Raw genomic sequence first — 23,398 nt, forward strand, 5'->3', positions numbered from 1 at the left:
TTTTCAAACTTAGGCAAAATTTTCGGGAATCCGAGTCTCAGCTCGCTATTGACTGGCTATAATCAGACTTGCTTGGGACAAATATGGAGATCATCATGGGGCACTATCGAAGAGATTTGTGCGTCATCATCTTTTTTAACACTCGGTGAAGCCTTGAGAGCCGTGGAGCATACTTCTCAATTTTGTGAGCCATAAATCGGAAAAAACTCGCGCAAAGAGATCGGGAAAACACGCGCCTATTGTTTTTCGTTTTGGCGCATAAACTTTTCCGTAATGGCGCCAAAATCGTTTCTTTTTGGCGCGACTTTTTTCGACATCCTGTGTGGGTTTGAGATCGTAACACATCTGCATACTTTTTCACAATAGTGTATCTCTCTTTTCAGAATGGGGTATCCCCTTGGCGAGTCCTGACTGTTTGTCGATGACTGGAATCATAATTACATAGCAGTCTGTACGCATCGATTGGGGCAATTCTGTGCATTCTCCTTCTTGTCTTTGTATCAGATATAATTGGTTTATGTCTGAATATCAGTCTGTTATAAGGTGGAGGTGAATTTTTTCTCACTGCATGACAGAATTCTGTTTGCTCTTCGTCTTGCAAATAAAGACCTTTGCTCGCCAAACGTCTCAAGACAATCATGGAAGTAGAAGCATTCGCACAGAACGTAGCCCCCTTGGCCCCTCGCCTCAAGCGCGTGGCCTATAGCATCCTCGACGACGAGGAGGCTGCAGCCGATGTGTCGCAGGAGGCACTGATGCGTCTGTGGATCAATCGCGACCGACTCTCTTCCTACGATAGTGTCGAGGCAGTGGCTGTGACTACGGCACGACGAATAGCGCTGGATATGATCCGCAAAGATGGGCGCACGGAGCCATTGCCCGACCATCTGCCCTTCGTCGATTACGAACCTACGCCCCAGGGCGTCTTGGAACAGTCCGAGACCATGCAGATGGTCGAGGCAGCCATCGAGGCTCTCCCACCGCTCCAGCGGATGACATTCCGACTGAAGGAAATAGACGGCTACGAAAGCGAGGTAATAGCCCAGCTCGTGGGGGTGCGAGTGGAAGCCGTATATACTAATCTGAGTCGTGCGCGTCGTGCCCTGCGCACCGCATTGGCTCTACAATTGAAACGATGATGAAACGTATAGGATATAAGACAAAAAACCGCCTTTCTGAAGTGGAGATAGGCCAACTTCTGGACCGGTACTTCGATGGTTTCACGACAGAGGGCGAAGAGGAACAGCTGCGTCGCTACTTCGCCACGGAGGATCTGCCTGAGGAATGGCAGCATCTGCGCCCGCTCTTCGGCTACATCACCTGTCGCAGAGCCATTGACGGACACTCGCAATCTGCTTCGCACCACTCTTGGATACGTCGCTCCGGCGTTCGCCGGACGCTGTGGACGGTAGGTAGTGTCTCTGTAGCCGCTGCCGCAGCCCTGGTCTTAGTGTTCCGACAGCCGCAGGTGGATAACTCCCTGCCTCTGCCTACAACGAGTTCCTACGCCGTCGTTAATGGCGTGCATGTGGACGATCCCGAGTTGGTGCGCCTCTATGCCCAAGAAGCATTCGACGATGTGGCTATTGATCGGCAAGAGCTGGCGCAAGAACTCTTTGGCCTCTGACCGATTCAGCACTCTGATCATTCGTAAAAGATAACTCCCAAGTACACAAATTCATAATGATGATGAGACGACTCCGACTCCCACTACTAATCCTGCTTCTCAGCCTGATGGCCGCAGTATCTGGCCTCGCTCAGAATGGCACCGTGCCCCATGTGCAAGAGATATTCGACCGCTACGGTCGGGCCAAGGATGTGACCACCGTCGTCATGACGCGAGAGATGCTCACCGAGTACGACATACACCTCTACCGCAGTCTCACGATGCGTGAGCCGGGCAAGCGCCTGGCCGTCGTGCGCGCAGCAGTGGATGCCGATCGCAAGGTGGCCAAGAGCATCAAGGAGGTGATCGACTTCGGCACGCTCAGTTCGGGCTATTACGAGCTCCCGCCTGCCAATGGACTCAACCGTTACATCCTCTACCGCTACAACCCCAAGCGTGGCATTACGCTGATATACATCGAGGGCAAACTCGGTGCTGACGATCTGGTGTCACTCCTCCTGCAGAACAAGAATACAGACAACTAACTAATAATGGAATTACTTATGAAAAAAACAATTGTCATCGGCTTAACCACCATCCTCTTCCCCCTCATGGCCGAGGCCGTCTGCCCCGCATTTATCAGTCCGGACACCACCATCCGCACGCAAGACAAGACCATCGTTATCGAAGAGACTGACGACGACATTGACATCACGCTCTATCGTCACAGAATGGATGGCGACAGCGTACGCAGCCAGCAAGTGTTCAAGGGGATATATCTCAAGGGCAGGAGCATCGAACAACGCTTCCGCAATACCATCTTCGACGTGCCGCTCAATTTCAGCCGATCCAAGGATCGTAAGGGTGACCGCCGAACACGTGACGTTGGCTTAGGATCATTCAAACTCGGTTTTGTCAATCTGACGGGCGATGCCGGCGATCATATCAATGCCAGCTCTTCGCTTCGCTATACGATCGGGTTAATGAGTGTGTCCTGTCGGCTGAACGACTGGCTCGTCATAGCACCTAATATGGACATTGAGTTCAACTCCATCCACCTCAAGGGCAACTATTCCTTCCGTGACGTCAATGGTGTGACGCAAGTGCTACCCGCCGATGCAGGTGTCACTTACGACAAGAGTCGTCTGCACATTACCTATATGGACTTTGCTCTGCCTTTGATCTTAAGGAAGTATCGCAGCAATATCTCTTTTTATGTAGCTCCTACGCTCAAATTCAAGACGGCGTCCAGCTCCAAAGTGTGGTTGCCTGACCACAAGAAGTACGAGAAGCATGGAGGGGATCTCAACCTCAATCCTGTCGTAGTGGAGGCTCGCATAGGAGTCAATTATCGCGGATTCAATCTCTATGGCTCCTATACGCTCACGCCCATCTTCCGAGGTGATAAGGGGCCTGACACCCGTATGTTTGCGATCGGATTCGGTTACGGACTATAAAATCAGCGAAAAACAATGAAACATTTCTGTTTGATCTTCGGAATACTACTGAGTTCTGTAGTAGCCTCCTATGCAGAGAGCATGTCATCCGCCGTCTGTGATACGGTAATACGTGTAGGAGAAAAAACGATCACTATCACAGATAGCGAAGACGACTTCGAGGTAATTGTCGAAGAGACGATGCCTTCGGGCAACAAGATAGAAAACGAAAAGATCTTTCGTGGCGTCTATCGCAATGGTCGCAGCATCGAACAACGCTTTCGGAATACTTTGATCAATCGGCCGAACAGGGATAAGGAAAAGCCCATTTGGGGTACCTACGGTTTCGGTTCTTTCGAATGGGGAGGGTTGTTAGTCGATGACTCTCATTCCGACATAGGCCGGAGTCATTCCTACCGTGGTTCGCTCCAGTTCTACGGAGATATTTACCGTCTAAACAAGTATCTGGTGCTGACTTATGCCCTCGGTTGGGATGCCGACATTTACCGCATCACCGACTCCAAAACGCTGAAGAATATCGACGGAGTGACTACCGTAGTGGACGTGCCCGGCCGAGCCGAATGTACACTCACTGCTGCATATCTGAAAGCCATGCCGGCATTGGCATTCAATGGGGTCGGTTCTAACTTGACTGTCTATATAGCTCCTGTATTGAGAGCCAAAGTATATTCTGCTGCTACGACCGATGGCCCCGATGGCCGGTTGGAAAAGTTGAGGAGGGTCAATCTGAACACCTTCTCGGTCGAAGCCCGTGCCGGTATCAACTATCGCAACGCAGGGATTTTCTTCACCTACTCGCTGACACCGCTTTTCCGAAGCGGCAAAGGCCCCAAGCTGCATCCCTATACATTTGGTTTGTCGTTGTCCCTATAGCATTCATTTCCTTACTATACAATCATGCGGGACTGAACGAGGTGTGTAAGCCTCCGGTTCAGTCCCGCATTCGTTTTGTGATATAAGTCTCTCCTATAGGATGGTAAGCGCGATGGCGGCGCAGGCTTCGGCATCGGCCAGAGCATGGTGATGTTCGTCGAGTCGATAGCCACAGCATTGGGCTACGGTGGGCAGACGATGATCGCTGAGGTGTCGCAGTTGGCGGCGTGCTGCCTGAAGCGTGCAGAAGAACGGGTAGTCGGGGTAGTCCATTCTGTACATCCTGAATACCGCCTTGAGGCAACCTTCGTCGAACGGCTTGTTGTGTGCCACGAGCGGAAGCCCTGCGATTAGAGGCTCCACTTCGGCCCACACGTCCGGAAAGATCCGCGCCGACTCGGTGTCGGCAGCGGTCAGTCCGTGTACGCGTGTATTGTGGTGGTTGTAATAGTCCGGTTCGGGACGAATCAGGCTGTAATAACGGTGTACGATCTCGCCACCTCGTACAACGATGATGCCCACGCTGCAGACACTCGTGCGCTCGCTGTTGGCTGTTTCGAAGTCTATGGCTGCAAAGTCTCGCATTACTCGGCCGAGCTTGTCATCATCTCGATGATCTTCATAATGTTGCCGGTGAAGAACTTCACCGAGATGGCGAGTAGTATTACGCCGAAGAACTTACGCAGGATATACACGCCGCCTTTTCCAAAGAAGCGTTCCAATTGGTTCAGATAGCGCAGCATCAAGTAGATCATAGCCACGTTAATAAGCAGGGCAATGGCGATATTGGTCATGGCAACGCCGTCGGCTCGCAACGTCAGGATGGTGGTAAACGTAGCAGCTCCGGCGAATAGTGGAAATACCAATGGGACGATCGTGGCACTCCCTTCGGGACCGTCGTCCTTGAAGATTTGTACCCCAAATATCATTTCCACAGCCATCACAAAGAGGACGATGGCTCCCGCCACAGCGAAAGAAGATACATCCACGCCGAAGAAATTCAGCATCGGTTCGCCGATAAAGAGGAACGCCATCATCATCACGCAAGAAAAGGCTGTCGCTTTGCCTGTATGAAATGTCTGTCCTTTGTCCTTGAGACTGAGAACCACGGGTATGGCGCCGATAATATCAATGGTGACGAACAGGATCACGAAAGAGCCGATGATCTCCTTCAGATCGATCAGGCTCAGGTCTTGCATTACTCTGTCTAAGAAATCCATAGATGTCTTTTTGCTTTTTGTTAGTTAATGTTGGTAAGGTTTGGTTGTTACGTTCTGGCAGAAAATTGATTACGTGCCACAAAATTAGCGCTTTTCCTCTGACACGCTGACATCCATCTATCTTTCCTCTCACCCATAGCTTCCTGCTTATGGACGTAGCTGTCGCTTCTTGGATGTTGTCGTTCATGCTCAGTCTGTCAGAACCATTTGGTTGCGATGAATTAGCTTCCACATAAAAAGGGTGTGACCCGACTCACGTCGTGACACACCCAAACAACTGTAGAGAGTTGAAAAACGAAAAAAGTTATTGCTATTATCTCTTGTCGAGCATTACTACTATCATTCTTTTAATCATAGAGCGAGACATAGACCGAAAGTTTAATCAGGGAAGTAACATATCACTCTGTATTAACGTGAGTCCGATCTACACTCCGGAAATTTCTTCTCTTCAACGGATAATCTGCCTGTCCACGTCAGTTGAATACTTAGAATCGACTTGTTTTCATTTCATTACAGTCTGTAGTAAGCCCAAAAGCGTTATGCTTTAAGGGCGTTTCATAGTATAACGCCTATAAAAGCAAATGAAATAATGTGCATTACAGGCTGTAATTGCTTCAAAAGCAAACGTTATAATAGGCAGTATAGCATGTAATGCAATCAAAAGCAAACGCTATAATAGGTATTATAGCATGTAATGCAATCAAAAGCAAATGATATAGTATGCATTATAGCATGTCATGTGCTCAAAAGCAGTGTGATTAGTGTCGTCGTACGTGAATGACACGTTAAAAAACCGTTTTTGAGACTATTCGGACTCAGATAACGATCAAAAAACAGCATTGGAGGTGTCCGTCGGTGAGCGACACCTCCGTCAAAGGCTGAATGAAGCAATCAGACTTAGTCGAATAAGACTAAGAAAAGGTCTTCTAATAATCTGAATGAATCGTGTAGGTTGGGACGCCATTCACTCACTTCGCTGCGTGTGTTGAATCCCTATTAAAAGGTCAAGTCGGAGAGGAGTTCGTCGAGACTCAACCGAATCAGTACGAGCGACATGGTGGCATCTTCTTCGACGAAGTAGGCGAGCGTGTCTTTATCGATCATGGTCATATCCGAATAAGCACTCATGCCTCCGTTTATGAGCAGAGGATAACTCCACTTGCCCATGTCGTGGTCATATACATATATTACCCCATCCACTCGTTTGGTGGGATGTCCCGGCAAGGAATGGAGCATCAACTTTCGTCCGTGGTGTTCTACCTGCAAGACGGCACCGTTACAACCGTTGTCGGGAATACCTTCGAATGTACGGGTGCGCGTCCAGCTATGTCCACTATCCTCAGAGATGGCGAAGAAACGCTGTCCCTCTTCTTGTCCTCCCTGATTACGCACGCTCAATAGTATGCGCCCATCGGGGAGGAGACTCAGTTTGGCCTCGTCGCCACGTGCAAATGCCTTGTCGGAGACCTGCCACGTGGCACCATCATCGTCGCTATAGAGTATATAGTTGTGTAGCACGAACCCATTATTGTTTTCCCTCATGGCCGCAGCGAACAGGATGCGCCCATTGGGAAGGACGAGGCCTTGACCGGATGCCACGAATGAGGCGAGGAAATGGCGACGCTCCTCATCACTACATTCTGCTCCGAAGAGGGAGGGTGTTATGTCGCGTGGAGTGCTCCATGTGCGTCCGTCATCGGTACTCTCACATAGATAAGTGCGTATCGGCTGCTCGGCAGTGGACTGCCACATCCCGATCCCTCCGACAAAAAACATGAGGATGCGTCCGTTATGAGTTTGCACCAATGCGGCATCGCCGTAGCCGAGTCCGCGTCCTTGTCCTTGGATGACGGTTTGTGCCGGGCTCCACGTCTCTCCACCGTCTTCGCTGCGTCGCAAGACGATGTCGATGTCTTCGGGCAGGTCGCCTTGATTGTATTTGCGTTTGTCAGCTACTGCGATGAGTGTGCAGTTATGTGTCCGCAGGATGGCCGGAATGCGATAATTGCGTGAGCCGTCGTCTCCGGGTACGAAGAGAGCTTCGTAGCCGCGAAAGATCCGTCGCGACGTTTCGCCCTGATGTTCTACTTTTTTAAGGGGGAGACCGTTGCGCAGTACATCCGTTACACGGATGCCGAGGGTGTCGCGTTGCGAATGAGCAGGAGAAGCATCTATATCGGCTACTATATAGAAGTGGCGTTTGCCTGCAACATCTTCACCCGTTAGGCGGAAGGTCCCCTCTGCTATGGGAGCATGCACATTGTAGGTGATGCGTCCTCGATAGTCGGGGAGGTCTCGCATAGCAAGGGAATCGCTTGAGAGGAGTTGGAGGCGAGTGATCCGTCGGGCTGTCCCTTTAGGAAGCTCATAGCGGATTTCAATCGTACTATCCTTGGCGCGCATCGGATCGGACAGAGAGACTGTCGCCAATGTGCGCATGACTTGATTTGGTGCTGTGCCGTGTCGTTCTCCACGCACGATGGCGTCTTGTCCTCGGAGAATGGTGATACTGCACACACTGATGCAGAGTAGTAATAGGAATTTGAGCCGGCTTATGTGCTGACTGTAGGCAACGATCGGTCGATTCCTTTTCATTGTCGGATGTATTATTAGAGGAGGATTATCAATTTCCGTGGGATGGACGGATTAAGAGGCGGATCTAACGGCTTGCACTTTCTGCCAATAGGGCAGGTAAAGCGGAACGTAGATTTGCCATAGAGGGAAAAATGACTGATGCACCGGCTGCCCATAAGTCGGCATCAGGCAGACAGCCGGTATTGACAGCTATCGTGAAGATGCCTGCAGCTACGGCAGCGCGCACACCCATAGGAGCATTCTCTATGACGATAGCTTCCCATGGGGCTACATTCGCCCGCTCCAGTGCTTTGAGGTAAGGCTCCGGATGAGGCTTTCCTCTCATGACGTCAGTTCCGGTGATAACATTGGCAGAGCCAAAAGCATCACCATAGTGAACCTGCAATCGGTCGAGGATATCGTTCTGCGAGGAGCCGGTGACCAAAACAATATGCAGACCATTGGCCCGCACATCAGCCACCAATGCAGGCGCATCGGTGACGGCATTTCCTGTATTGTAGCGGGAAAATAGTTCGGTCTTGAGTTGATAGTAATCATCTGTTTCCTGCGCGGTCGCTCTGCGTCCGTGTACTTGAAGAAACAGACGTTCGATGGTGTCGCTTCCTTTCTGGCCTTCGCACCGATAGAAGTCTAATGGTTCCGCCGTTATACCGTATGCAGCGGAGGCTTCTACCCAACTTCTCGCATGTGCAGGCATTGAATCAATGAGCACGCCGTCCATGTCGAAAAGGCATGCACGCAATGGTGCAACTGTGTAACCCCTCTTCGCACGGAAGGCGCGAACTGCATTTATTATATCTGATTCGGTCTGTATCACTGTCGTCGCTTAGCTGATAGCGCTCCAATTGTCCTCCTTCGGGAAGAGTTTGTTTAGTCGGAGCTTGAGAATATGATTATCAGGGTGTAGGAGATCCGGATCGCGCTCCAAGATTTGTTCCGCCACTCTGCGGGAGAGTGCTATGAGTTCGCCGTCACGTGCCGGATTAGCTATTCGGAGGCTGATCTGCTTGCCGCTCTGTCGCGTGCCTTCGAGGTCGCCGAAGCCTCGCAATCGCATATCCTCTTCGGCTATCTCGAATCCGTCGTTCGTCTCCACCATGACTTGTATTCTTCGGCGCGAATCATCTCCCACCTTCGTGCCGGTGATCAAGATACAATAGCTCTGTTCTCCTCCGCGGCCGACGCGACCACGCAATTGGTGTAGTTGCGATAAGCCGAAGCGATCGGCATTTTCTATGATCATGACGGTAGCATTAGGGACATTGACCCCTACCTCTATTACCGTTGTTGCGAGGAGAATCCGAGAGCGTCCACTTACAAACTCAGCCATGCGAGACGCTTTGTCATGTGCTTTCATCTTGCCATGTACCATCGTGACGCATTCTTCGGGGAAGGCTGAGGAGAAAAGCTCGAAGCCGTCCTCCAAATTCTTCAGGTCGGCCGATTCGGAACCTTCGATCATCGGATAGACTACATAGACCTGACGTCCCGCCGCCAACTGAGAACGCAAAAAACGATAGACGGGAGCCATATTATTATCGTAGTGATGCAAGGTCTGGATGGGTTTACGTCCCGGAGGCAGTTCGTCAATGATCGAGATGTCCAGATCTCCGTATAACGTCATGGCCAGCGTGCGGGGAATAGGCGTTGCACTCATGATCAGGATGTGGGGGAGTGTCTCTGCATTCTTTTCCCATAGACGGGCACGTTGTTGGACGCCGAAGCGATGTTGCTCGTCTATCACCGCCATGCCGAGACGATGGAAAACCACTCCTTGCTCAATGAGAGCATGCGTGCCGATGACAATCGACAGCGCGCCGTCGGCCAATCGTGGTAGGAGAAGACTTCGCTGGCGCGCGGTGGAGCTGCCGATCAGCAAGCCGACTTCCACTCCGAGCGGGCGCAACTGCTCCGACAGCGTGTGGTGATGTTGCCTGGCCAAGATTTCCGTGGGTGCCATCAGACATGCCTGGCAGCCATTGTCCAGTGCTAAGAGCATTGCCAGTAGTGCGACCAATGTTTTGCCACTACCGACGTCTCCCTGTACCAGTCGATTCATCTGGTGTCCCGTGAGCGTATCCTGTCTAATCTCTCGAACCACTCGCTTCTGGGCTGTAGTCAGTTCAAAAGGGAGGTGTTCCTTATAGAATGTATTGAAGAGATGACCCACACTGGGGAATACGATGCCGCGAAATCGTGCTTTGCGCTCCAACTTACTGCCGAGCAGATGCAGCTGGACGAAGAATAGTTCCTCGAACTTGAGGCGCGTCCGTGCCAGTTCGAGCTGTGCTACACCCTGTGGGAAGTGTATCTGTCGTACTGCCTCGGGATAGGCCAGAAATCCGTAAGTCGCAAGGAGATAGGAGGGGAGTGTCTCTGTTAATGAGGCGGATACCTGATTGAGCAGGACGTATATGAGTTGCTGCAGCTGTTTGCTGCCGAGCCCCATATTCTTCATCCTCTCGGTCGTGTGGTAGATGGGCGTCAATCCGCCGGTTATTTGCTCGGCTTTCTCTTCTACGTCGATCTCGGGGTGAGCGATATTGTAGCCCGAGCCGAATAGTGTAGGCTTGCCGAAGACGATATAGCGACGCCCCTCTTGGAGCTTGTCGCGCATATATTTGATTCCCTTGAACCACACGAGTTCGATACTACCCGTTCCGTCCGAGAATGTAGCAGTGAGACGTTTGCGTCTCCCTTCGCCCACTTCTGAGAAATGACGTAAGACGCCGCGCAGTTGGATGTACGGCATATCGGTCCGTATCTCTCGGATAGCATAGAACCGACTCCGATCTACATAGCGGAAAGGGAAATAATGGAGTAAATCGAGGTAGGTGTACACCTCAATATCCTCTCTGAGTATTTCTGCACGCTTGGGGCCAACTCCCGTCAGGTAGTTGATCTTAGTCGAGAGTATATCCGTCAATAGATGCGACATTGTCGAGAAGTTGGGAGACGTCCGTGACTATCGATCCGACAGATGCTGTTGCCAGCGCCATGCGCTCAGCAGTGTATTCGAGAGAGTCTCTTCGGCCTTCCAGCCCAAAACCTCATTAGCTTTGCGCGGATCGGCCCATACTTGCTCGATGTCGCCTTCTCGTCGTCCTACGATCCGATGTGGTACGGATACACCCGTTACCTTTTCAAAGGTGTTGATTAGCTCCAGCACACTTACTCCTGCACCGGTGCCGATGTTGAACACTTCGAGCGCATCGCTATTCGTCTCCGCACAAAGCATGCGGCGAATGGCTGCAACGTGTGCTTTAGCCAGATCGACCACATATATATAGTCACGGATACAAGAGCCGTCGGGTGTATTGTAGTCGTCACCAAAGACACTCAGCTCCGCCCTGATGCCGGCAGCAGTCTGTGTCAGGTAAGGAATGAGATTCTGAGGTACGCCGATGGGTAGTTCGCCGATATGAGCGGATGGATGTGCCCCGATGGGATTGAAATAGCGTAGCAAGATCGCTTTATATCCCGCACCAGCATGAATGGCATCGCGGATAATCTCTTCGTTGATCTGCTTTGTATTACCATAGGGCGAAATAGCCTCTTGGATAGGAGCATCCTCCGTTACGGGCAGTACATCGGGCTGTCCATAGACTGTGCAAGAGGAGGAAAAGACGATGCCCCGTGTGCCAAATCGAGCCATCAGTTCAAGCAGGTTGAGGAGCGAGAGGATGTTGTTGCGGTAATACTTCAGTGGCTTCTGCACCGATTCGCCCACCGCTTTGCTGGCTGCAAAATGAATTACGCCAACAATATCGGGGTGGGAAGCGAATATATGCTCCATGGCCGGCATATCATTGCAGTCGGCTTCGTAAAAGTCGGGGCGGATGCCGGTAATCTTTTCGATGCCATCGAGTACGGCGGCATTGGAGTTAGAGAAGTTATCGACGCTGACTACATGGTAGCCGGCTTGTTGCAATTCGACTGTCGTGTGCGAACCAATGTAACCGGTACCTCCGGTGACGAGAATAGTTTGTTTCATGTGAGGTTTTAATAAAGGCTTTTATTGATAGAATCAATGTAATCGAGCAATTCTTCCCGACCGTTTTTTTTCTCCGATGAGGTGACGAAAATCGGCGGAAGTTCTTCCCAAGTCTCCAACAGCTTCTGCTGATAGGCTTCTACATTTTCGCGCAGGCGACTATAGGATAGTTTATCTGCTTTGGTGAAGACGATACTGAAAGGGATACCGTTCTCTCCCAACCAACTGAGAAATTCCACATCGATCTTTTGTGGTTCATGTCTGCAATCGATCAGGACGAATAGATTGGAGAGCTGTTCGCGCATGAGGATATAGGTCTCAATGATCCTCCGTAGCGATTCTCTGTTCGATGCCCCCAGGCGGGCATATCCATAGCCGGGTAGATCGACCAGATACCACGAATCATCTATGATAAAATGATTGATGAGCTGTGTCTTGCCGGGTTTCTGAGAGGTCATCGCCAATCCTTTCTGTCCCGTCAGCATATTGATGAGAGATGACTTCCCTACATTGGATCGTCCGATAAAGGCATATTCGGGTAATTGCCCGGTGGGACATTTCCGCACATCGGTGTTACTAATGACAAATGCTGCTTTCTTTATTTCCATTGGTTTGTTTTGATAGGCGGACTGTCGTTTGATAATTATAATTATATCTTTGTGATTGACAAAGATAGCTTTCTTTTATGGGTTTAGCTCCAATCAAATAATATGAACAAATCGCTCACCGCCCTTATCTATTGCCTCGTTTGGCTTCTGCTTATCGTAGTGCAAAGCTTATTTCTTGAGAATATCCACTCCGACACGCTCTCTTTTTGGTCCCAACCATCGGCTTACTATTCCGTCTGGGTAGTGGATGCATACATCATCGCAGTCTATTATGCCAATTACTATTTGATAGCGCCTTCGATGATCCGCAGACACCTCTACCGACCCTACGTCGTTTTATCGTTGGGCCTGGCTGCTATCGCCATGATATTGCCGATAGTTTTCCATCGCGCTTGGCTGTGGACTATACCCGGTACAGTGCCAGACAGCTTGCCTTTTTACGGTACCGGCTTCATTAGTGCAGTAGCCGCAATAGCTGTGGGACTGTCAGTACGTGGTGTGCGAGAGTGGGTGCGTCTGGCGCGACAGAATGCCAATCTGGAGATTGCGCTCAAGAATAAATCGATAGCCTATGATCGTGCGGAGGCTCGTTTGCGTTCCTTGCAACCGATTACAGTGAATGGTGTTATCAAGTCCACGCCTTCTCCTTCTGAATCATCTGAACCTAATCAAGTGTAGATTATGATGAAAAAGAAACGATCAAATCCATATTATCGCTCCAGAAACCGTAAGTTTAGCCGTCGCCACTCTCGTCGAGGATACTCTCGGAGCAGGCGAGGTTCTCGCAGACGAAGGGGATGGATCATTGCACTTGTTTTGCTGCTTGCTCTCGGGGGGTGGGGGGCGACTCGTTACAGAGCTTGGTTCGTTTCGCCTCCTGAATCTGCCTATGTCGTTCCGCAAGGTATCGACAGGCTGACGATCACGCCGGGCGAGGATTTCCTGACGCAGCGTGTCGTTAATTGGCGTTGTGATACGCTTTTGCAAGATGCCTGGTTAGACTATAGATGTATTGACAGCCTGTGTGCGGACACTGCATTAGTGGAGTTGCCGGCTGTCGGGCAGGAAGTGGTGACGCGGGCAGGTCGTAACTACTATTACCATGCCGAGATCAACGGTCTGAAAGCAGGTCGAAACTATACATATCGTGTGAAGACCGGTTCGAACACCTCGCCTTGGTATCAATTCTGCATTCCTGATAGTACAGCTGCCACCGATTTTATCTACATCGGAGACGTCCAAGACCCAGGAGGTGGTGGTACGGATGCCCTGCTGCACTCTCTGCGCTCTCGCTATCCTCGTCCCGACTTCCTCGCACTCGGGGGAGATCAGATCGAGGGGGCCACAGATTATTATTGGAATGTGTGGTATCAGGCCATCGGAGATTGGACGGCAACGGTGCCTGTGGTTGCAGCTACAGGCAATCATGAATACATTAAAGGCCTTAATCGGACGCTCGACTCGCGTTGGGTACCTCAGTACAATTACCCCGATAACGGTCCCAAAGGTTTTAGTCGTCGCTCTTACTTTATCGACTTCCCCCACATGCGTTTGATCGTCATGGACTCGAACGATATTCAATGGCCTGCTTCCATCGTCAAGCACCGCTCGTGGCTGAAGGATGCTCTCGATACTGCCGTTCAGCCGTGGAAGATCGTCATGTTCCACCACGGTGTTTATTCGGTACGTCAAGGGCGGATGAATCCTGTGATGCGCTATTGCTTCCGATCCATATTGGAAGAAGGCGGAGCTGACATGGTCTTGCAAGGACATGACCACGCCTATTCGCGCATTAGCACCAAGAGTGAGAATGGCGAGAAGACGACGCCTGTCTATATCATCAGTAGCGCCTCTCCCAAGCATTACAGGAATGGTTTCTCCGACGTGCACGACCGCATCGGCTCGGGGTTGTTCCTCTACCAGACGTTGCACGTGACTCCGACGGAGCTGCGTTATCGCTCCACTACTTTCGACAACAATCCCTACGATGATCTGCTGCTGCGTAAGATCAATGGTAAGACCGTCGTACAAGATAACGCAAAGGATTGGGGTGAGATTTTTGCTTTCGATGCTTTCCCTGACACGAAGAAAGGGCATAAGAAGCGCGATCGTTACCATGAGGAGGTGCTCAAAAGAAGATCCAAACTTTAGATTTGTTCGTTTTTGCGGACTATTGCATAGAAATCAGCAATTGGAGTTAGGTCGGTGCGTGGCTCACTTTTGTTACCTTTGTGAGCCGGATGGTAGTGCTGCCATGTGTAAATAACTGAATGTCAGAGCATGCCGACCGACAAATCCAAATGTAATATGTGGTAAATGGAAGCAATGATGAATAAGAAACTCATGTACAAGGTTGGCCGGGATCTCTCTGCCTTATTCCTTTTTTCCGTCCTTCGGGATGCAGTGTCGGAGCTATTACAGCCCAAACTGTTAATAGTTGTTGTTCACTAACGATGAATCGCATGCGGTAAGTTCCCATACAGTCATAGCAAAAAGCATTAAGCACCCGTTGTGTTCGAAGCCGAACACAACGGGTGCTTCATTTTTTTTTGCCCAAATAGACCTTTCGGGGCTTGCAATAATTAGGCTTTTGAGATGTAAACTTTATAATGTTTATCTCCAACATCGTAATTGTTACAAACGATCTTTATAAAGATTGAAAGTAAGAATTATAAAGTTTATCTCTCAGCTCCCTAAATATCAGAGCCTAACTGTTGTAATCATGTTTTTGGGCTTTCTTTTGGTTTGTCAGAGATCTCTAAAAGTCTGCTTATTTGGAATAAATCTAAACAAGTATTCGGTGTTGAAAACTTTTTGGGCACCTAAAAAGCAGAGAAATGAACGAAGAGATTTGGAGGAAACCTTCATGATTATTTGCATCCGGAAACACTCGTTAAGAGTTTTTGCGGTATGCACATAGGAACTTAAACCCACCGGAAAAACAAGGAAGCATCATAGATTTCGGACTCTTACTATGCCTTTTCGTATCCATGTGGAAAAAACCAAATGCAATTGTAGCAGATTCTTATGCTGAATGTAAGACACCGACAACTTTTCACTACCTTCGTTGCCATAACTACGGAAACTCCATAAAGATGTGCTCCTTGGGCATTTCTGACTGGTTCGCTCCGCCTTATAACTAAGTAAAAAATGAAAAAAGAAGACCTCATGCGTAGTGGTTTTGCCACGCGCGCCATTCACGGAGGCGCCATTAAGAATGCTTTCGGCTGCCTCGCCACGCCCATCTATCAAACCTCTACTTTCGTATTCGACTCTGCCGAGCAGGGTGGTCGTCGCTTTGCCGGCGAAGAAGACGGTTATATTTATACTCGTCTCGGAAATCCCAACTGTACTCAGGTGGAGGAGAAATTGGCCCTCCTCGAGGGTGGTGAAGCTGCTGCATCGGCTGCATCGGGTATCGGTGCCATCAGTTCGGCTATCTGGGTTTGCGTCAAGGCCGGTGATCACATCGTAGCCGGTAAGACGCTTTACGGCTGCACATTCGCATATTTGACACACGGTCTCAGCCGCTACGGAGTCGAGCTTACGTTGGTTGATGCGCGTAATCCGGAAGAGGTAGAGGCCGCCATCCGTCCCAATACGAAGCTCGTTTATTTAGAAACGCCTGCGAATCCAAATATGTATATAACTGACATCAAGGAAGTCTGCGACAGGGTGCATAAGAAGAATCCTGAGATTCGTGTTATGGTCGATAATACTTATTGTACTCCCTACATCTGTCGTCCGTTGGAACTCGGTGCAGATATCGTAGTCCACAGTGCTACGAAATACCTCAACGGCCACGGAGATGTGATCGCAGGATTTGTGGTAGGTAAAGAAGACTACATTAAGGAGGTCAAGCTCGTCGGTATAAAGGATCTCACCGGTGCCAATATGAGTCCGTTCGATGCTTACCTGATCAGCCGTGGTATGAAGACTCTCCAGATCCGTATGGAGCAACACTGCCGCAATGCACAGGCCGTAGCGGAATTCTTGGAGTCACACCCCGCTGTTGAAGCTGTTTATTTCCCCGGTTTGCCGAGCTTCCCGCAGTATGAGCTTGCTCGTAAGCAGATGTCACTCCCCGGTGCGATGATTGCGTTCGAAGTCAAAGGCGGATGCGAAGCCGGTAAGAAGTTGATGAACGCCCTCCATATGTGTTCGTTAGCCGTTAGCCTGGGAGATACCGAAACGCTGATTCAGCATCCTGCCAGCATGACGCATTCACCTTATACACCGGAGGAACGGGCAGCCAGCGACATATCGGAAGGACTCGTACGTCTGTCGGTAGGTTTGGAAGATGTAGAAGACATTATTGCCGATCTCAAGCAGGGTCTCGACACCCTCATTTGACGCGACCTTTTCTTCATTGATTTTCAATTGTTCTTTGAGCGTGCCCCGATGTGAGTTGGGGCACGCTCTTTTTTTGCGTGGAAAGAGGACATCCTCTGGAGCGCGCTTAGCGGAAACGCGGGAGGGCGATCGTGTAGCGGAACATGAGACCGTAGTCTTTATAGAAATTGTATCCGCCGAAGAAGATGCCTACTTGCGACATGGAGCCGTGCGTGACACCCACCTCGAAGTAGGGTCGGGCAGTCTTGTCGGCCGCCCAGTAGCCGTTGAGGTGGAGCGCACTCCTTGCGGGGCCAAATACGCCGCCGCCGAGGACGTTCGGTATCGGTGAGGGAAACTGCCACGAGGTAAGGGCCATGAGGAAACGGCGGTCGGCATAGCTGTAGGGCGGGAGGCTCTCCATCTGTGTGCTGATGGCATCGCCGAGGAGATAGAAGGCATTGTCTGCTTTGATGTAGCGTTCCTCGTCGAGGTGGATGCGTTTCCGACTAAAGTATGCACCAGCCGTCAGCTTATAAGTGATGGTGTGCAGCGGGGTGGGGCGCAGTCCGTGCTTGACGGAGAGCTCGCCATAGGCATAGTCGCTGTCGAAGCGTCCGCCTGCCGGTAGTGCCTGCATGTAGAAGAGGGTGAAGACGGGTGCGCGGAATGTGGCATCGTCGTGTCGCTTGCGCCCGTCGCGATCGAGACGATAGAAGGGCGCGGGGTTGATGACCAGGGCGCCGCCGACCGTGAGGCTCCGATGCTCGGGCATCTCATAGCCCAGAAAGTCGGGCGCCTTCGCTCCCCAGACGGCGGGGCTGAGTGAGAGCGAGCGCTTGGATATACCCCAGATGCTCTGCTCGTCGAGGGGCGCGCTGCGTCGCACCTCGGCGGCGAGCACAAGCTGTACCATCGGGTGAATGTCCACTTCGTTGGTGAGATGCAGGTATGTCTTGTCGTATAGTTTGAGCGTACCGCGACCGTCTGAAATGGTGGTGATGAATGTTTGCATACGTGAGTCAGTGCTCTCGTAGGGCCCGGCGAGGTCAGCACTATGTCTGCCTGCCCTTATCAAGAACTGTCCGCGAGCGAGCGGAGCGTAGCGCAGGAGGGAACGCGCTTCCCAATAGACCTTGCGGCGGTGCGTGGTGTAGTCCACTGATGGGCGGATAGTCCAGTCCACGCCGCGTGCAAACTTGTGGCTGAAGTAGAGCCGCTGTCCCATCCACAGTCCGTCCGTATAGCGGTAGTCATGGAGGGCTCCACGCAGAAGTCCGTCCATGCCCAGCACGGTGTTCTTGCCTATCTTGACGTTTCTGCCCACGAGGAGTGTTCGGATGAGCTTGCCACTGCCAGTGTGTGTGCTGTCGCTGCCGAAGAGGGGATTGCGCTTGCGCTCGAGAGCGGCTGCCAGACTGTCGCGCACTGCGTAGCTGTGTTGTTCGTCTTCGGATAGCGGCACGGTGACCACACCCTGCCAGTAGGAGGAGTCGCGCTTGAGAGCGAGCGAATCGAACTTCATCTCGGGGCGCACCCACGGATCGGGGAGACGATAGCGATCGGCATAGTGATAGCCGAGCGTATCCACTTGCGACTCTACGACACGGGCATGGCGCCTTGCCTCGCGCGTGGTGGAGAAGTGCATGTCTTTGGGTATCTGATAGCCGAAAGCTACGGACTCGTTGATGCGCACTTGGGTGTATTCGAGTGCCGAATAATAACGCATATTTAGCTTGAAGCCCATCATGTCGAGGTCGGCTTCGATGGTGTAGGTGGTGGGGAGGTACAGCCCGTCTTGGACGTCGTGGAGTGATATGCTCATGGACTGTTTGACGTTGCTCGTCGTCACGTCTCGACGGAATGAGGAGACGGTCCACGTACCATCTGCCACGACTATCTCTCCTGAGATGTCGCTGCCCGACTTGCTGCGATAGCTGATGCGATATTGCTTGCGTCCTGCCTCGGTGGTGGTACTCTCGAGTTTATAATTATAGACACCGAGACCTTCATAACGGATAGGGTTCGTCATACCGGTGGCGTCTCCCCCGCCGAAGTTGCGACTATATATATTGGTAGCGATGACGCTCATGTAAGCCGAGCTGTCGTTCTTCATCTCTTCGGGTACCGACGAGCGCGTGGCGCGGACGATCTGTACGTATTTTTGTGGGTGGTCGTAGGTGAGGCCGATGTGGCTCTCGATGACGTAGCGTTTCCCGAGATATTCTTTGATTTTTATGCCTTCATTGCTTATTCCCGCCATCCAGAAGGGAATTTTTTCGGGCATGATGGAGCCTTTGGTATAGACCTCTGCCGTGTAATGCTGTGCCATATGCTCATAGACCGGTGTGCGGGCTACGAGCTGACGCATAATGGAGTAGGCAGGATCTTCCTTACGGAGGCGTCCCACCACTTGTACCTCGTCAAGATCCTGTGCGGCCGTCTGTAGTCGGTAGGTGATGCGTTCGTTGCGGTCGGCGACGTGGAGTGACACCTTGCGGGTAACGTAACCCATGGAGCGAATCTCTATATTATAGGAGCCGGCACGCAGTCTGAGGATGAAGCGGCCCTCTTCGTCGGCGATGACGCCGCTCCTCGTCTCGGCGACATAGACCGACGCATAGGGGACTTTCTCTCCGGTCTCGTCGGAGACGACCGTGCCGCTGATGACGGTTTGTGCCACGGCTGCGAGAGAGGATGCAATAACGACAAGTAATAGGATCAGCAATCGGGAAATGAGAACTAATGATTTCTTCATCAGATTGATGTTATTAATTAATGTGTGCGAAGATAGCAAAAGAGCAAGGATATTTCCTGTTGATTGTGCGTATTATCGGGTGATTAAATCCTACTTTTTCCTATCTTTGTGATGTTGGCATAGACTCATATCAATGGGCTTTTGTTATCGGCATATTTAATTCTTTAAGTCTGACGAATATGATCATCGAATCACTCTCCCCTTGGCAGTTATGGCTCGTTGCTGGTCTGCTGCTCTTAGTCCTCGAAATTTTTACCCCCGGTTTCTTGCTCGCATGTCTCGGGATAGGTGCCTTGGCCGCTATCATACCTGCTGCCATCGGTCTTTCTATTGTGTGGCAGACCATCGTCTTTTTAGTGGTATCCGTACTTTCGCTCCTGTTGCTACGCCCCTTCATGCAGAAGCGTGCCGAGCGTGCTGTGCCACACGTGCCCACGGGAGCCGATGCACTCGTTGGTCGTCAAGTATTGGTTACAGAGACTATCGATCCCTCAACCGATCGTGGACGGGTGGCTGTTGATGGAGATGTGTGGACGGCACGTTCTGCGACAGGCATTACCATTGCTCAGGGAACGCGTGTGGAAATTGTATCCTACGAGAGTATCGTGCTCTATGTACAGCCTGTCTCTGCGAATTAGTAATAACACTATCATACAACTTAAAAAACATGACTTCTACTGTAATCATTCTGGGGGTACTTGTCCTCCTCGTTATCTCGATCATTGCCAACGGGCTGAAGATCGTCCAACAATCCGAGACTATGATCATCGAACGACTGGGTAAGTATTATCGCACGCTCAGTTCGGGCGTCAGCATCATTATCCCCTTTATTGACAAGCCGCGGGCGATTCGCAAGCGCGTATCGTACACATTGGCCAACGGCCAGACGATCGTCCAACTCAAGGAGGATGTTAGGATTGATCTGCGCGAGACGGTCTACGACTTTGCGAGACAGAGTGTGATCACGCGTGACAACGTCGTCACCGAAATCAACGCCATTCTCTATTTCCAAATCGTTGATCCTATGCGTGCGATGTATGAAATTTCGAATCTGCCGGACGCCATCGAAAAGTTGACACAGACGAGTCTTCGTAATGTGATCGGCGAGATGGATTTGGACCAAACGCTCACGAGTCGCGATACTATCAATAGCAAGCTCAGAGAGATCCTCGACGAGGCGACTAATAAGTGGGGCGTGAAGGTCAATCGCGTCGAGCTGCAGGACATCAATCCTCCGCGTGACATCCGCGACGCAATGGAAAAACAAATGCGTGCCGAACGTGACAAGCGTGCGCAAATCCTTCAGGCAGAAGGCCAACGCGAGGCTTTGATACGCGAATCGGAAGGAAAGATGCAAGAATCGATCAATCACGCAGAGGGCGAGAAGCAGGCTAAGATACTGCGTGCTAAGGCAGAGGCCGAATCGAAGATTCTCGTAGCTAAAGCTGAGGCGGAAGCAATTCGCCAGATCAGCGAGGCTGTTGCAGGCAGTGGTGCCAATCCAACGCAGTATTTGATTGCCATGCAATACATCGAGACGCTCAAAGACATTAACAAGGGTAACCAAGCCAAGACTGTTTACCTCCCATTCGAAGCGACAGGAATGCTCGGAGCTCTTGGTGGAATCAAAGATTTGGTAAAGGAATGAGGATCGTCACCCTGCTGATCAGTATAACGATGTTGCTGCCTGCTGTCCTCAGTGGGCAGCATCATTATGAACGGATCGGGGAGCGTCTCGACACCGTTACCATCCGTCCGAACGAGCTGTCTGTCGGCGTCCGGTCCGCTGTTTTCTTTCGAAACAACGAGTATGATGCGCGCTACCAGAAGGGGTATACACTTCCTGGTGCGCGCGTTACAGCTTTCGCTGCTTACACGCTGCCCGCAGCGAGCGGTGTACGTCTCTCTCTCGGTCTATCGACGCTCCGCTACTGGGGTGCCAGTCGCTACCCCGCGGGGGTGGCTTACGCCGACTTGCCCTATTGGACCGATCATGGCGATTACGTACGGCTCCGCCTACTGCCACACGTCCAAGCCACTCTCAAGCCGTCACCCGCCACCGAGCTGACTCTCGGCACGCTTGTCGGAGGTTCCGCCCACGAGTTGGTTGAGCCCATATACAATCCCGAGTTGGATCTGACGGCAGATCCTGAGATGGGTGTGCAATTCAGAGGGGATTGGCAGCGCTTCCGAATGGATGCATGGGTCAATTGGATGAGTATGATCTTCAAGAATGATCGCCATCAGGAAGCTTTTACCTTCGGTGTCTCCACGGTGACGCGTCTTCATTCTGGTGAGAGGTGGCAGTTGGAACTGCCTGTTCATGCCATCGCTACTCATCGCGGCGGTGAGTACAATTGGGCGCAACAAGATACTGTACACACGTGGATGAATGCTGCGGGAGGGCTTCGACTCTCTTATCGCCCCTTCTCACAGAAGCCTACGATCTTTTGGGGATCTGTTTATGCGCTTGCCGCGCTATCCTCCGGTGGTCACTTCCCTTATGAACGGGGTGTAGGCGTTTACGGATCGCTCGGACTCGAATTGGAGCATTTCTCCTTCCGTTCGGACTATTGGCACGGCTATCAGTATGTCTCCCCGTTTGCATCCCCGTTTGCCAACGCACTCACATTCGGTATGAAACCGACAGCCAATCGATCTGCTGACTATGTCCGCCTCTACGGCGGCTATTCGCATCGCTTCGGACAGGCTGTCGCACTCTCCGCAGAAGCGCACGTTTGGTTCCACCCTGCTGACAGCTGGACTATGAGCCACGCCTTGGAGCTTACCATGCGTATCAGCCCGTCTTTCCTCATTGCGGTGCTTTGACATCTGCCGTCAGGATATAAAAAAGCTGCCCGCGAGACACTCGTCTTGCGGGCAGCGCTTTTAGTAGGATTCGGGAAGGCTTACTCCATCTGCTTCATAATCTCTGTCAGAGACTCTTTGGCGTCACCCAGCATCATGAACACCCCTTCACGAGAGTAGAGCGGATTCTCCACACCTGCATAACCGGGTTTCAAGTCGAAGTTACAGATGATGACCTCTGGAGCTTGATCCACATTCAGCACGGGCATTCCATATATCGGAGTGCCTTCTGCATCGCGGGCAGCGGGATTCAATACGTCGTTGGCACCGATCACCAACACGGCATCTGCTTTGGCAAAGTCGTCGTTGATGGCATCCATTTCGTAGAGCAGTTCGTATGGCACGTCAGCTTCGCACAGCAATACGTTCATGTGTCCCGGCATACGTCCTGCAACGGGGTGGATGGCGTAGCGAACATCCGTGCCATTGGCGGTGAGCTTATCGGCAAGTTGGCGCACTTGGTGTTGTGCCTGAGCAAGCGCCATACCGTAACCCGGAACGATGATCACACGCTTGGCCTCGCGTAGCACGCTTCCGACTGTCTTCTGTGCCTGTGAGGGAGCTGCTGCAGGAGTCGCAGTAGCAGTTGTTGTTTCCATCTGCTTCATAATCTCTGTTAGAGACTCTTTGGCGTCACCCAGCATCATGAACACCCCTTCACGAGAGTAGAGCGGATTCTCCACACCTGCATAACCTGGCTTGAGGTCGAAGTTACAGATGATGACCTCTGGAGCTTGATCCACATTCAGCACGGGCATTCCATATATCGGAGTGCCTTCTGCATCGCGGGCAGCGGGATTCAATACGTCGTTGGCACCGATCACCAACACGGCATCTGCTTTGGCAAAGTCGTCGTTGATGGCATCCATTTCGTAGAGCAGTTCGTATGGCACGTCAGCTTCGCACAGCAATACGTTCATGTGTCCCGGCATACGTCCTGCAACGGGGTGGATGGCGTAGCGAACATCCGTGCCATTGGCGGTGAGCTTATCGGCAAGTTGGCGCACTTGGTGTTGTGCCTGAGCAAGCGCCATACCGTAACCCGGAACGATGATCACACGCTTGGCCTCGCGTAGCACGCTTCCGG

Annotated in this window: 20 protein-coding genes; 11 read left to right on the forward strand and 9 right to left on the reverse strand. The window is 51.4% G+C overall.

The window, feature by feature from the left end:
* Nucleotides 1-638 precede the first annotated feature (638 nt).
* Genes C7382_RS02495 through C7382_RS02515 form a run of 5 tightly spaced genes read left to right on the forward strand, consistent with a single transcriptional unit; the run spans nucleotide 639 to nucleotide 3,936 of the window.
* Nucleotides 639-1,139 carry an RNA polymerase sigma factor gene (locus C7382_RS02495; RefSeq protein ID WP_116678780.1) on the forward strand — a complete coding sequence of 167 codons (501 nt, stop codon included), beginning with the start codon at nucleotides 639-641 and terminating at the stop codon, nucleotides 1,137-1,139.
* Nucleotides 1,136-1,627: a hypothetical protein gene (locus tag C7382_RS02500; RefSeq protein ID WP_116678735.1), complete on the forward strand. Its 492-nt coding sequence runs from the start codon at nucleotides 1,136-1,138 to the stop codon at nucleotides 1,625-1,627. The genes C7382_RS02495 and C7382_RS02500 overlap by 4 nt, the downstream gene beginning before the upstream one ends.
* 56 nt (nucleotides 1,628-1,683) lie before the next feature.
* Nucleotides 1,684-2,151 (forward strand): DUF6108 family protein, encoded by a 468-nt coding sequence (locus C7382_RS02505; RefSeq protein ID WP_243405630.1) that lies wholly within the window; start codon nucleotides 1,684-1,686, stop codon nucleotides 2,149-2,151.
* A gap of 18 nt (nucleotides 2,152-2,169) precedes the next feature.
* Complete coding sequence (locus C7382_RS02510) at nucleotides 2,170-3,063, forward strand: porin family protein (RefSeq protein ID WP_116678736.1); 894 nt, start codon at nucleotides 2,170-2,172, stop codon at nucleotides 3,061-3,063.
* Nucleotides 3,064-3,078: 15 nt separating this feature from the next.
* On the forward strand, nucleotides 3,079-3,936 hold the full coding sequence (locus C7382_RS02515; RefSeq protein ID WP_116678737.1) for a hypothetical protein: 858 nt from the start codon (nucleotides 3,079-3,081) through the stop codon (nucleotides 3,934-3,936).
* A 93-nt stretch (nucleotides 3,937-4,029) separates the two neighbouring features.
* On the opposite strand, the gene C7382_RS02520 is transcribed toward C7382_RS02515, so the two are convergent.
* The 7 genes from C7382_RS02520 to yihA form a co-directional block, all read right to left on the reverse strand.
* Complete coding sequence (locus C7382_RS02520) at nucleotides 4,030-4,521, reverse strand: 3'-5' exonuclease (protein ID WP_116678738.1); 492 nt, start codon at nucleotides 4,519-4,521, stop codon at nucleotides 4,030-4,032.
* Complete coding sequence (locus C7382_RS02525; protein ID WP_116678739.1) at nucleotides 4,521-5,156, reverse strand: MarC family protein; 636 nt, start codon at nucleotides 5,154-5,156, stop codon at nucleotides 4,521-4,523. The genes C7382_RS02520 and C7382_RS02525 overlap by 1 nt, the downstream gene beginning before the upstream one ends.
* Before the next feature lie 996 nt (nucleotides 5,157-6,152).
* On the reverse strand, nucleotides 6,153-7,751 hold the full coding sequence (locus C7382_RS02530) for a sialidase family protein (protein ID WP_243405631.1): 1,599 nt from the start codon (nucleotides 7,749-7,751) through the stop codon (nucleotides 6,153-6,155).
* Between the two features lie 64 nt (nucleotides 7,752-7,815).
* Nucleotides 7,816-8,568 carry an HAD family hydrolase gene (locus tag C7382_RS02535; RefSeq protein ID WP_243405632.1) on the reverse strand — a complete coding sequence of 251 codons (753 nt, stop codon included), beginning with the start codon at nucleotides 8,566-8,568 and terminating at the stop codon, nucleotides 7,816-7,818.
* Nucleotides 8,569-8,577: 9 nt separating this feature from the next.
* On the reverse strand, nucleotides 8,578-10,689 hold the full coding sequence (gene recG, locus C7382_RS02540) for an ATP-dependent DNA helicase RecG (RefSeq protein ID WP_116678742.1): 2,112 nt from the start codon (nucleotides 10,687-10,689) through the stop codon (nucleotides 8,578-8,580).
* Between the two features lie 27 nt (nucleotides 10,690-10,716).
* Nucleotides 10,717-11,745, reverse strand: a complete 1,029-nt coding sequence (gene galE, locus C7382_RS02545) for a UDP-glucose 4-epimerase GalE (protein ID WP_116678743.1) — start codon at nucleotides 11,743-11,745, stop codon at nucleotides 10,717-10,719.
* Nucleotides 11,746-11,753: 8 nt separating this feature from the next.
* Nucleotides 11,754-12,353, reverse strand: coding sequence for a ribosome biogenesis GTP-binding protein YihA/YsxC (gene yihA, locus C7382_RS02550; protein ID WP_116678744.1), 600 nt, complete (start codon nucleotides 12,351-12,353; stop codon nucleotides 11,754-11,756).
* Nucleotides 12,354-12,455: 102 nt separating this feature from the next.
* Here yihA and C7382_RS02555 point away from each other — a divergent pair, with 102 nt between their 5' ends.
* The 3 genes from C7382_RS02555 (at nucleotide 12,456) to megL (ending at nucleotide 16,706) form a co-directional block, all read left to right on the forward strand.
* Nucleotides 12,456-13,031 (forward strand): hypothetical protein, encoded by a 576-nt coding sequence (locus C7382_RS02555; protein ID WP_243405633.1) that lies wholly within the window; start codon nucleotides 12,456-12,458, stop codon nucleotides 13,029-13,031.
* Between the two features lie 3 nt (nucleotides 13,032-13,034).
* Entirely contained in the window at nucleotides 13,035-14,504 is a 1,470-nt protein-coding gene (locus C7382_RS02560; RefSeq protein ID WP_243405634.1) for a purple acid phosphatase family protein, read from the forward strand.
* A gap of 999 nt (nucleotides 14,505-15,503) precedes the next feature.
* Nucleotides 15,504-16,706: a methionine gamma-lyase gene (gene megL / locus C7382_RS02565; RefSeq protein WP_116678745.1), complete on the forward strand. Its 1,203-nt coding sequence runs from the start codon at nucleotides 15,504-15,506 to the stop codon at nucleotides 16,704-16,706.
* A gap of 106 nt (nucleotides 16,707-16,812) precedes the next feature.
* Here the strand turns inward: megL and C7382_RS02570 are convergent, their stop codons facing one another.
* Complete coding sequence (locus C7382_RS02570; RefSeq protein ID WP_116678746.1) at nucleotides 16,813-19,443, reverse strand: DUF5686 and carboxypeptidase-like regulatory domain-containing protein; 2,631 nt, start codon at nucleotides 19,441-19,443, stop codon at nucleotides 16,813-16,815.
* 179 nt (nucleotides 19,444-19,622) lie between these two features.
* Between C7382_RS02570 and C7382_RS02575 the strand changes: the two genes are divergently transcribed.
* Genes C7382_RS02575 through lpxZ form a run of 3 tightly spaced genes read left to right on the forward strand, consistent with a single transcriptional unit; the run spans nucleotide 19,623 to nucleotide 22,272 of the window.
* On the forward strand, nucleotides 19,623-20,081 hold the full coding sequence (locus tag C7382_RS02575; protein ID WP_116678747.1) for an NfeD family protein: 459 nt from the start codon (nucleotides 19,623-19,625) through the stop codon (nucleotides 20,079-20,081).
* Nucleotides 20,082-20,110: 29 nt separating this feature from the next.
* Nucleotides 20,111-21,091 carry an SPFH domain-containing protein gene (locus C7382_RS02580; protein WP_116678748.1) on the forward strand — a complete coding sequence of 327 codons (981 nt, stop codon included), beginning with the start codon at nucleotides 20,111-20,113 and terminating at the stop codon, nucleotides 21,089-21,091.
* Complete coding sequence (lpxZ, locus tag C7382_RS02585; RefSeq protein WP_116678749.1) at nucleotides 21,088-22,272, forward strand: lipid A deacylase; 1,185 nt, start codon at nucleotides 21,088-21,090, stop codon at nucleotides 22,270-22,272. The genes C7382_RS02580 and lpxZ overlap by 4 nt, the downstream gene beginning before the upstream one ends.
* Before the next feature lie 80 nt (nucleotides 22,273-22,352).
* On the opposite strand, the gene C7382_RS02590 is transcribed toward lpxZ, so the two are convergent.
* The coding region (locus tag C7382_RS02590; protein ID WP_165815110.1) for an NAD(P)(+) transhydrogenase (Re/Si-specific) subunit beta at nucleotides 22,353-23,398 on the reverse strand (1,046 nt) is incomplete at its 5' end.

The sequence above is a fragment of the Porphyromonas loveana genome (assembly GCF_003096695.1).
Taxonomy (GTDB): domain Bacteria; phylum Bacteroidota; class Bacteroidia; order Bacteroidales; family Porphyromonadaceae; genus Porphyromonas; species Porphyromonas loveana.

Bases quoted from the DNA above. Each gene is read 5' to 3' on its own strand.
- galE (WP_116678743.1), bottom strand. From the start codon at position 11,745: ATGAAACAAACTATTCTCGTCACCGGAGGTACCGGTTACATTGGTTCG.
- lpxZ (WP_116678749.1), top strand. From the start codon at position 21,088: ATGAGGATCGTCACCCTGCTGATCAGTATAACGATGTTGCTGCCTGCT.
- C7382_RS02495 (WP_116678780.1), top strand. From the start codon at position 639: ATGGAAGTAGAAGCATTCGCACAGAACGTAGCCCCCTTGGCCCCTCGC.
- C7382_RS02500 (WP_116678735.1), top strand. From the start codon at position 1,136: ATGATGAAACGTATAGGATATAAGACAAAAAACCGCCTTTCTGAAGTG.
- C7382_RS02575 (WP_116678747.1), top strand. From the start codon at position 19,623: ATGATCATCGAATCACTCTCCCCTTGGCAGTTATGGCTCGTTGCTGGT.
- C7382_RS02580 (WP_116678748.1), top strand. From the start codon at position 20,111: ATGACTTCTACTGTAATCATTCTGGGGGTACTTGTCCTCCTCGTTATC.
- megL (WP_116678745.1), top strand. From the start codon at position 15,504: ATGAAAAAAGAAGACCTCATGCGTAGTGGTTTTGCCACGCGCGCCATT.
- recG (WP_116678742.1), bottom strand. From the start codon at position 10,689: ATGTCGCATCTATTGACGGATATACTCTCGACTAAGATCAACTACCTG.
- C7382_RS02560 (WP_243405634.1), top strand. From the start codon at position 13,035: ATGATGAAAAAGAAACGATCAAATCCATATTATCGCTCCAGAAACCGT.
- C7382_RS02515 (WP_116678737.1), top strand. From the start codon at position 3,079: ATGAAACATTTCTGTTTGATCTTCGGAATACTACTGAGTTCTGTAGTA.
- C7382_RS02530 (WP_243405631.1), bottom strand. From the start codon at position 7,751: ATGAAAAGGAATCGACCGATCGTTGCCTACAGTCAGCACATAAGCCGG.
- C7382_RS02510 (WP_116678736.1), top strand. From the start codon at position 2,170: ATGAAAAAAACAATTGTCATCGGCTTAACCACCATCCTCTTCCCCCTC.
- C7382_RS02505 (WP_243405630.1), top strand. From the start codon at position 1,684: ATGATGATGAGACGACTCCGACTCCCACTACTAATCCTGCTTCTCAGC.
- C7382_RS02520 (WP_116678738.1), bottom strand. From the start codon at position 4,521: ATGCGAGACTTTGCAGCCATAGACTTCGAAACAGCCAACAGCGAGCGC.
- C7382_RS02555 (WP_243405633.1), top strand. From the start codon at position 12,456: ATGAACAAATCGCTCACCGCCCTTATCTATTGCCTCGTTTGGCTTCTG.
- yihA (WP_116678744.1), bottom strand. From the start codon at position 12,353: ATGGAAATAAAGAAAGCAGCATTTGTCATTAGTAACACCGATGTGCGG.
- C7382_RS02570 (WP_116678746.1), bottom strand. From the start codon at position 19,443: ATGAAGAAATCATTAGTTCTCATTTCCCGATTGCTGATCCTATTACTT.
- C7382_RS02525 (WP_116678739.1), bottom strand. From the start codon at position 5,156: ATGGATTTCTTAGACAGAGTAATGCAAGACCTGAGCCTGATCGATCTG.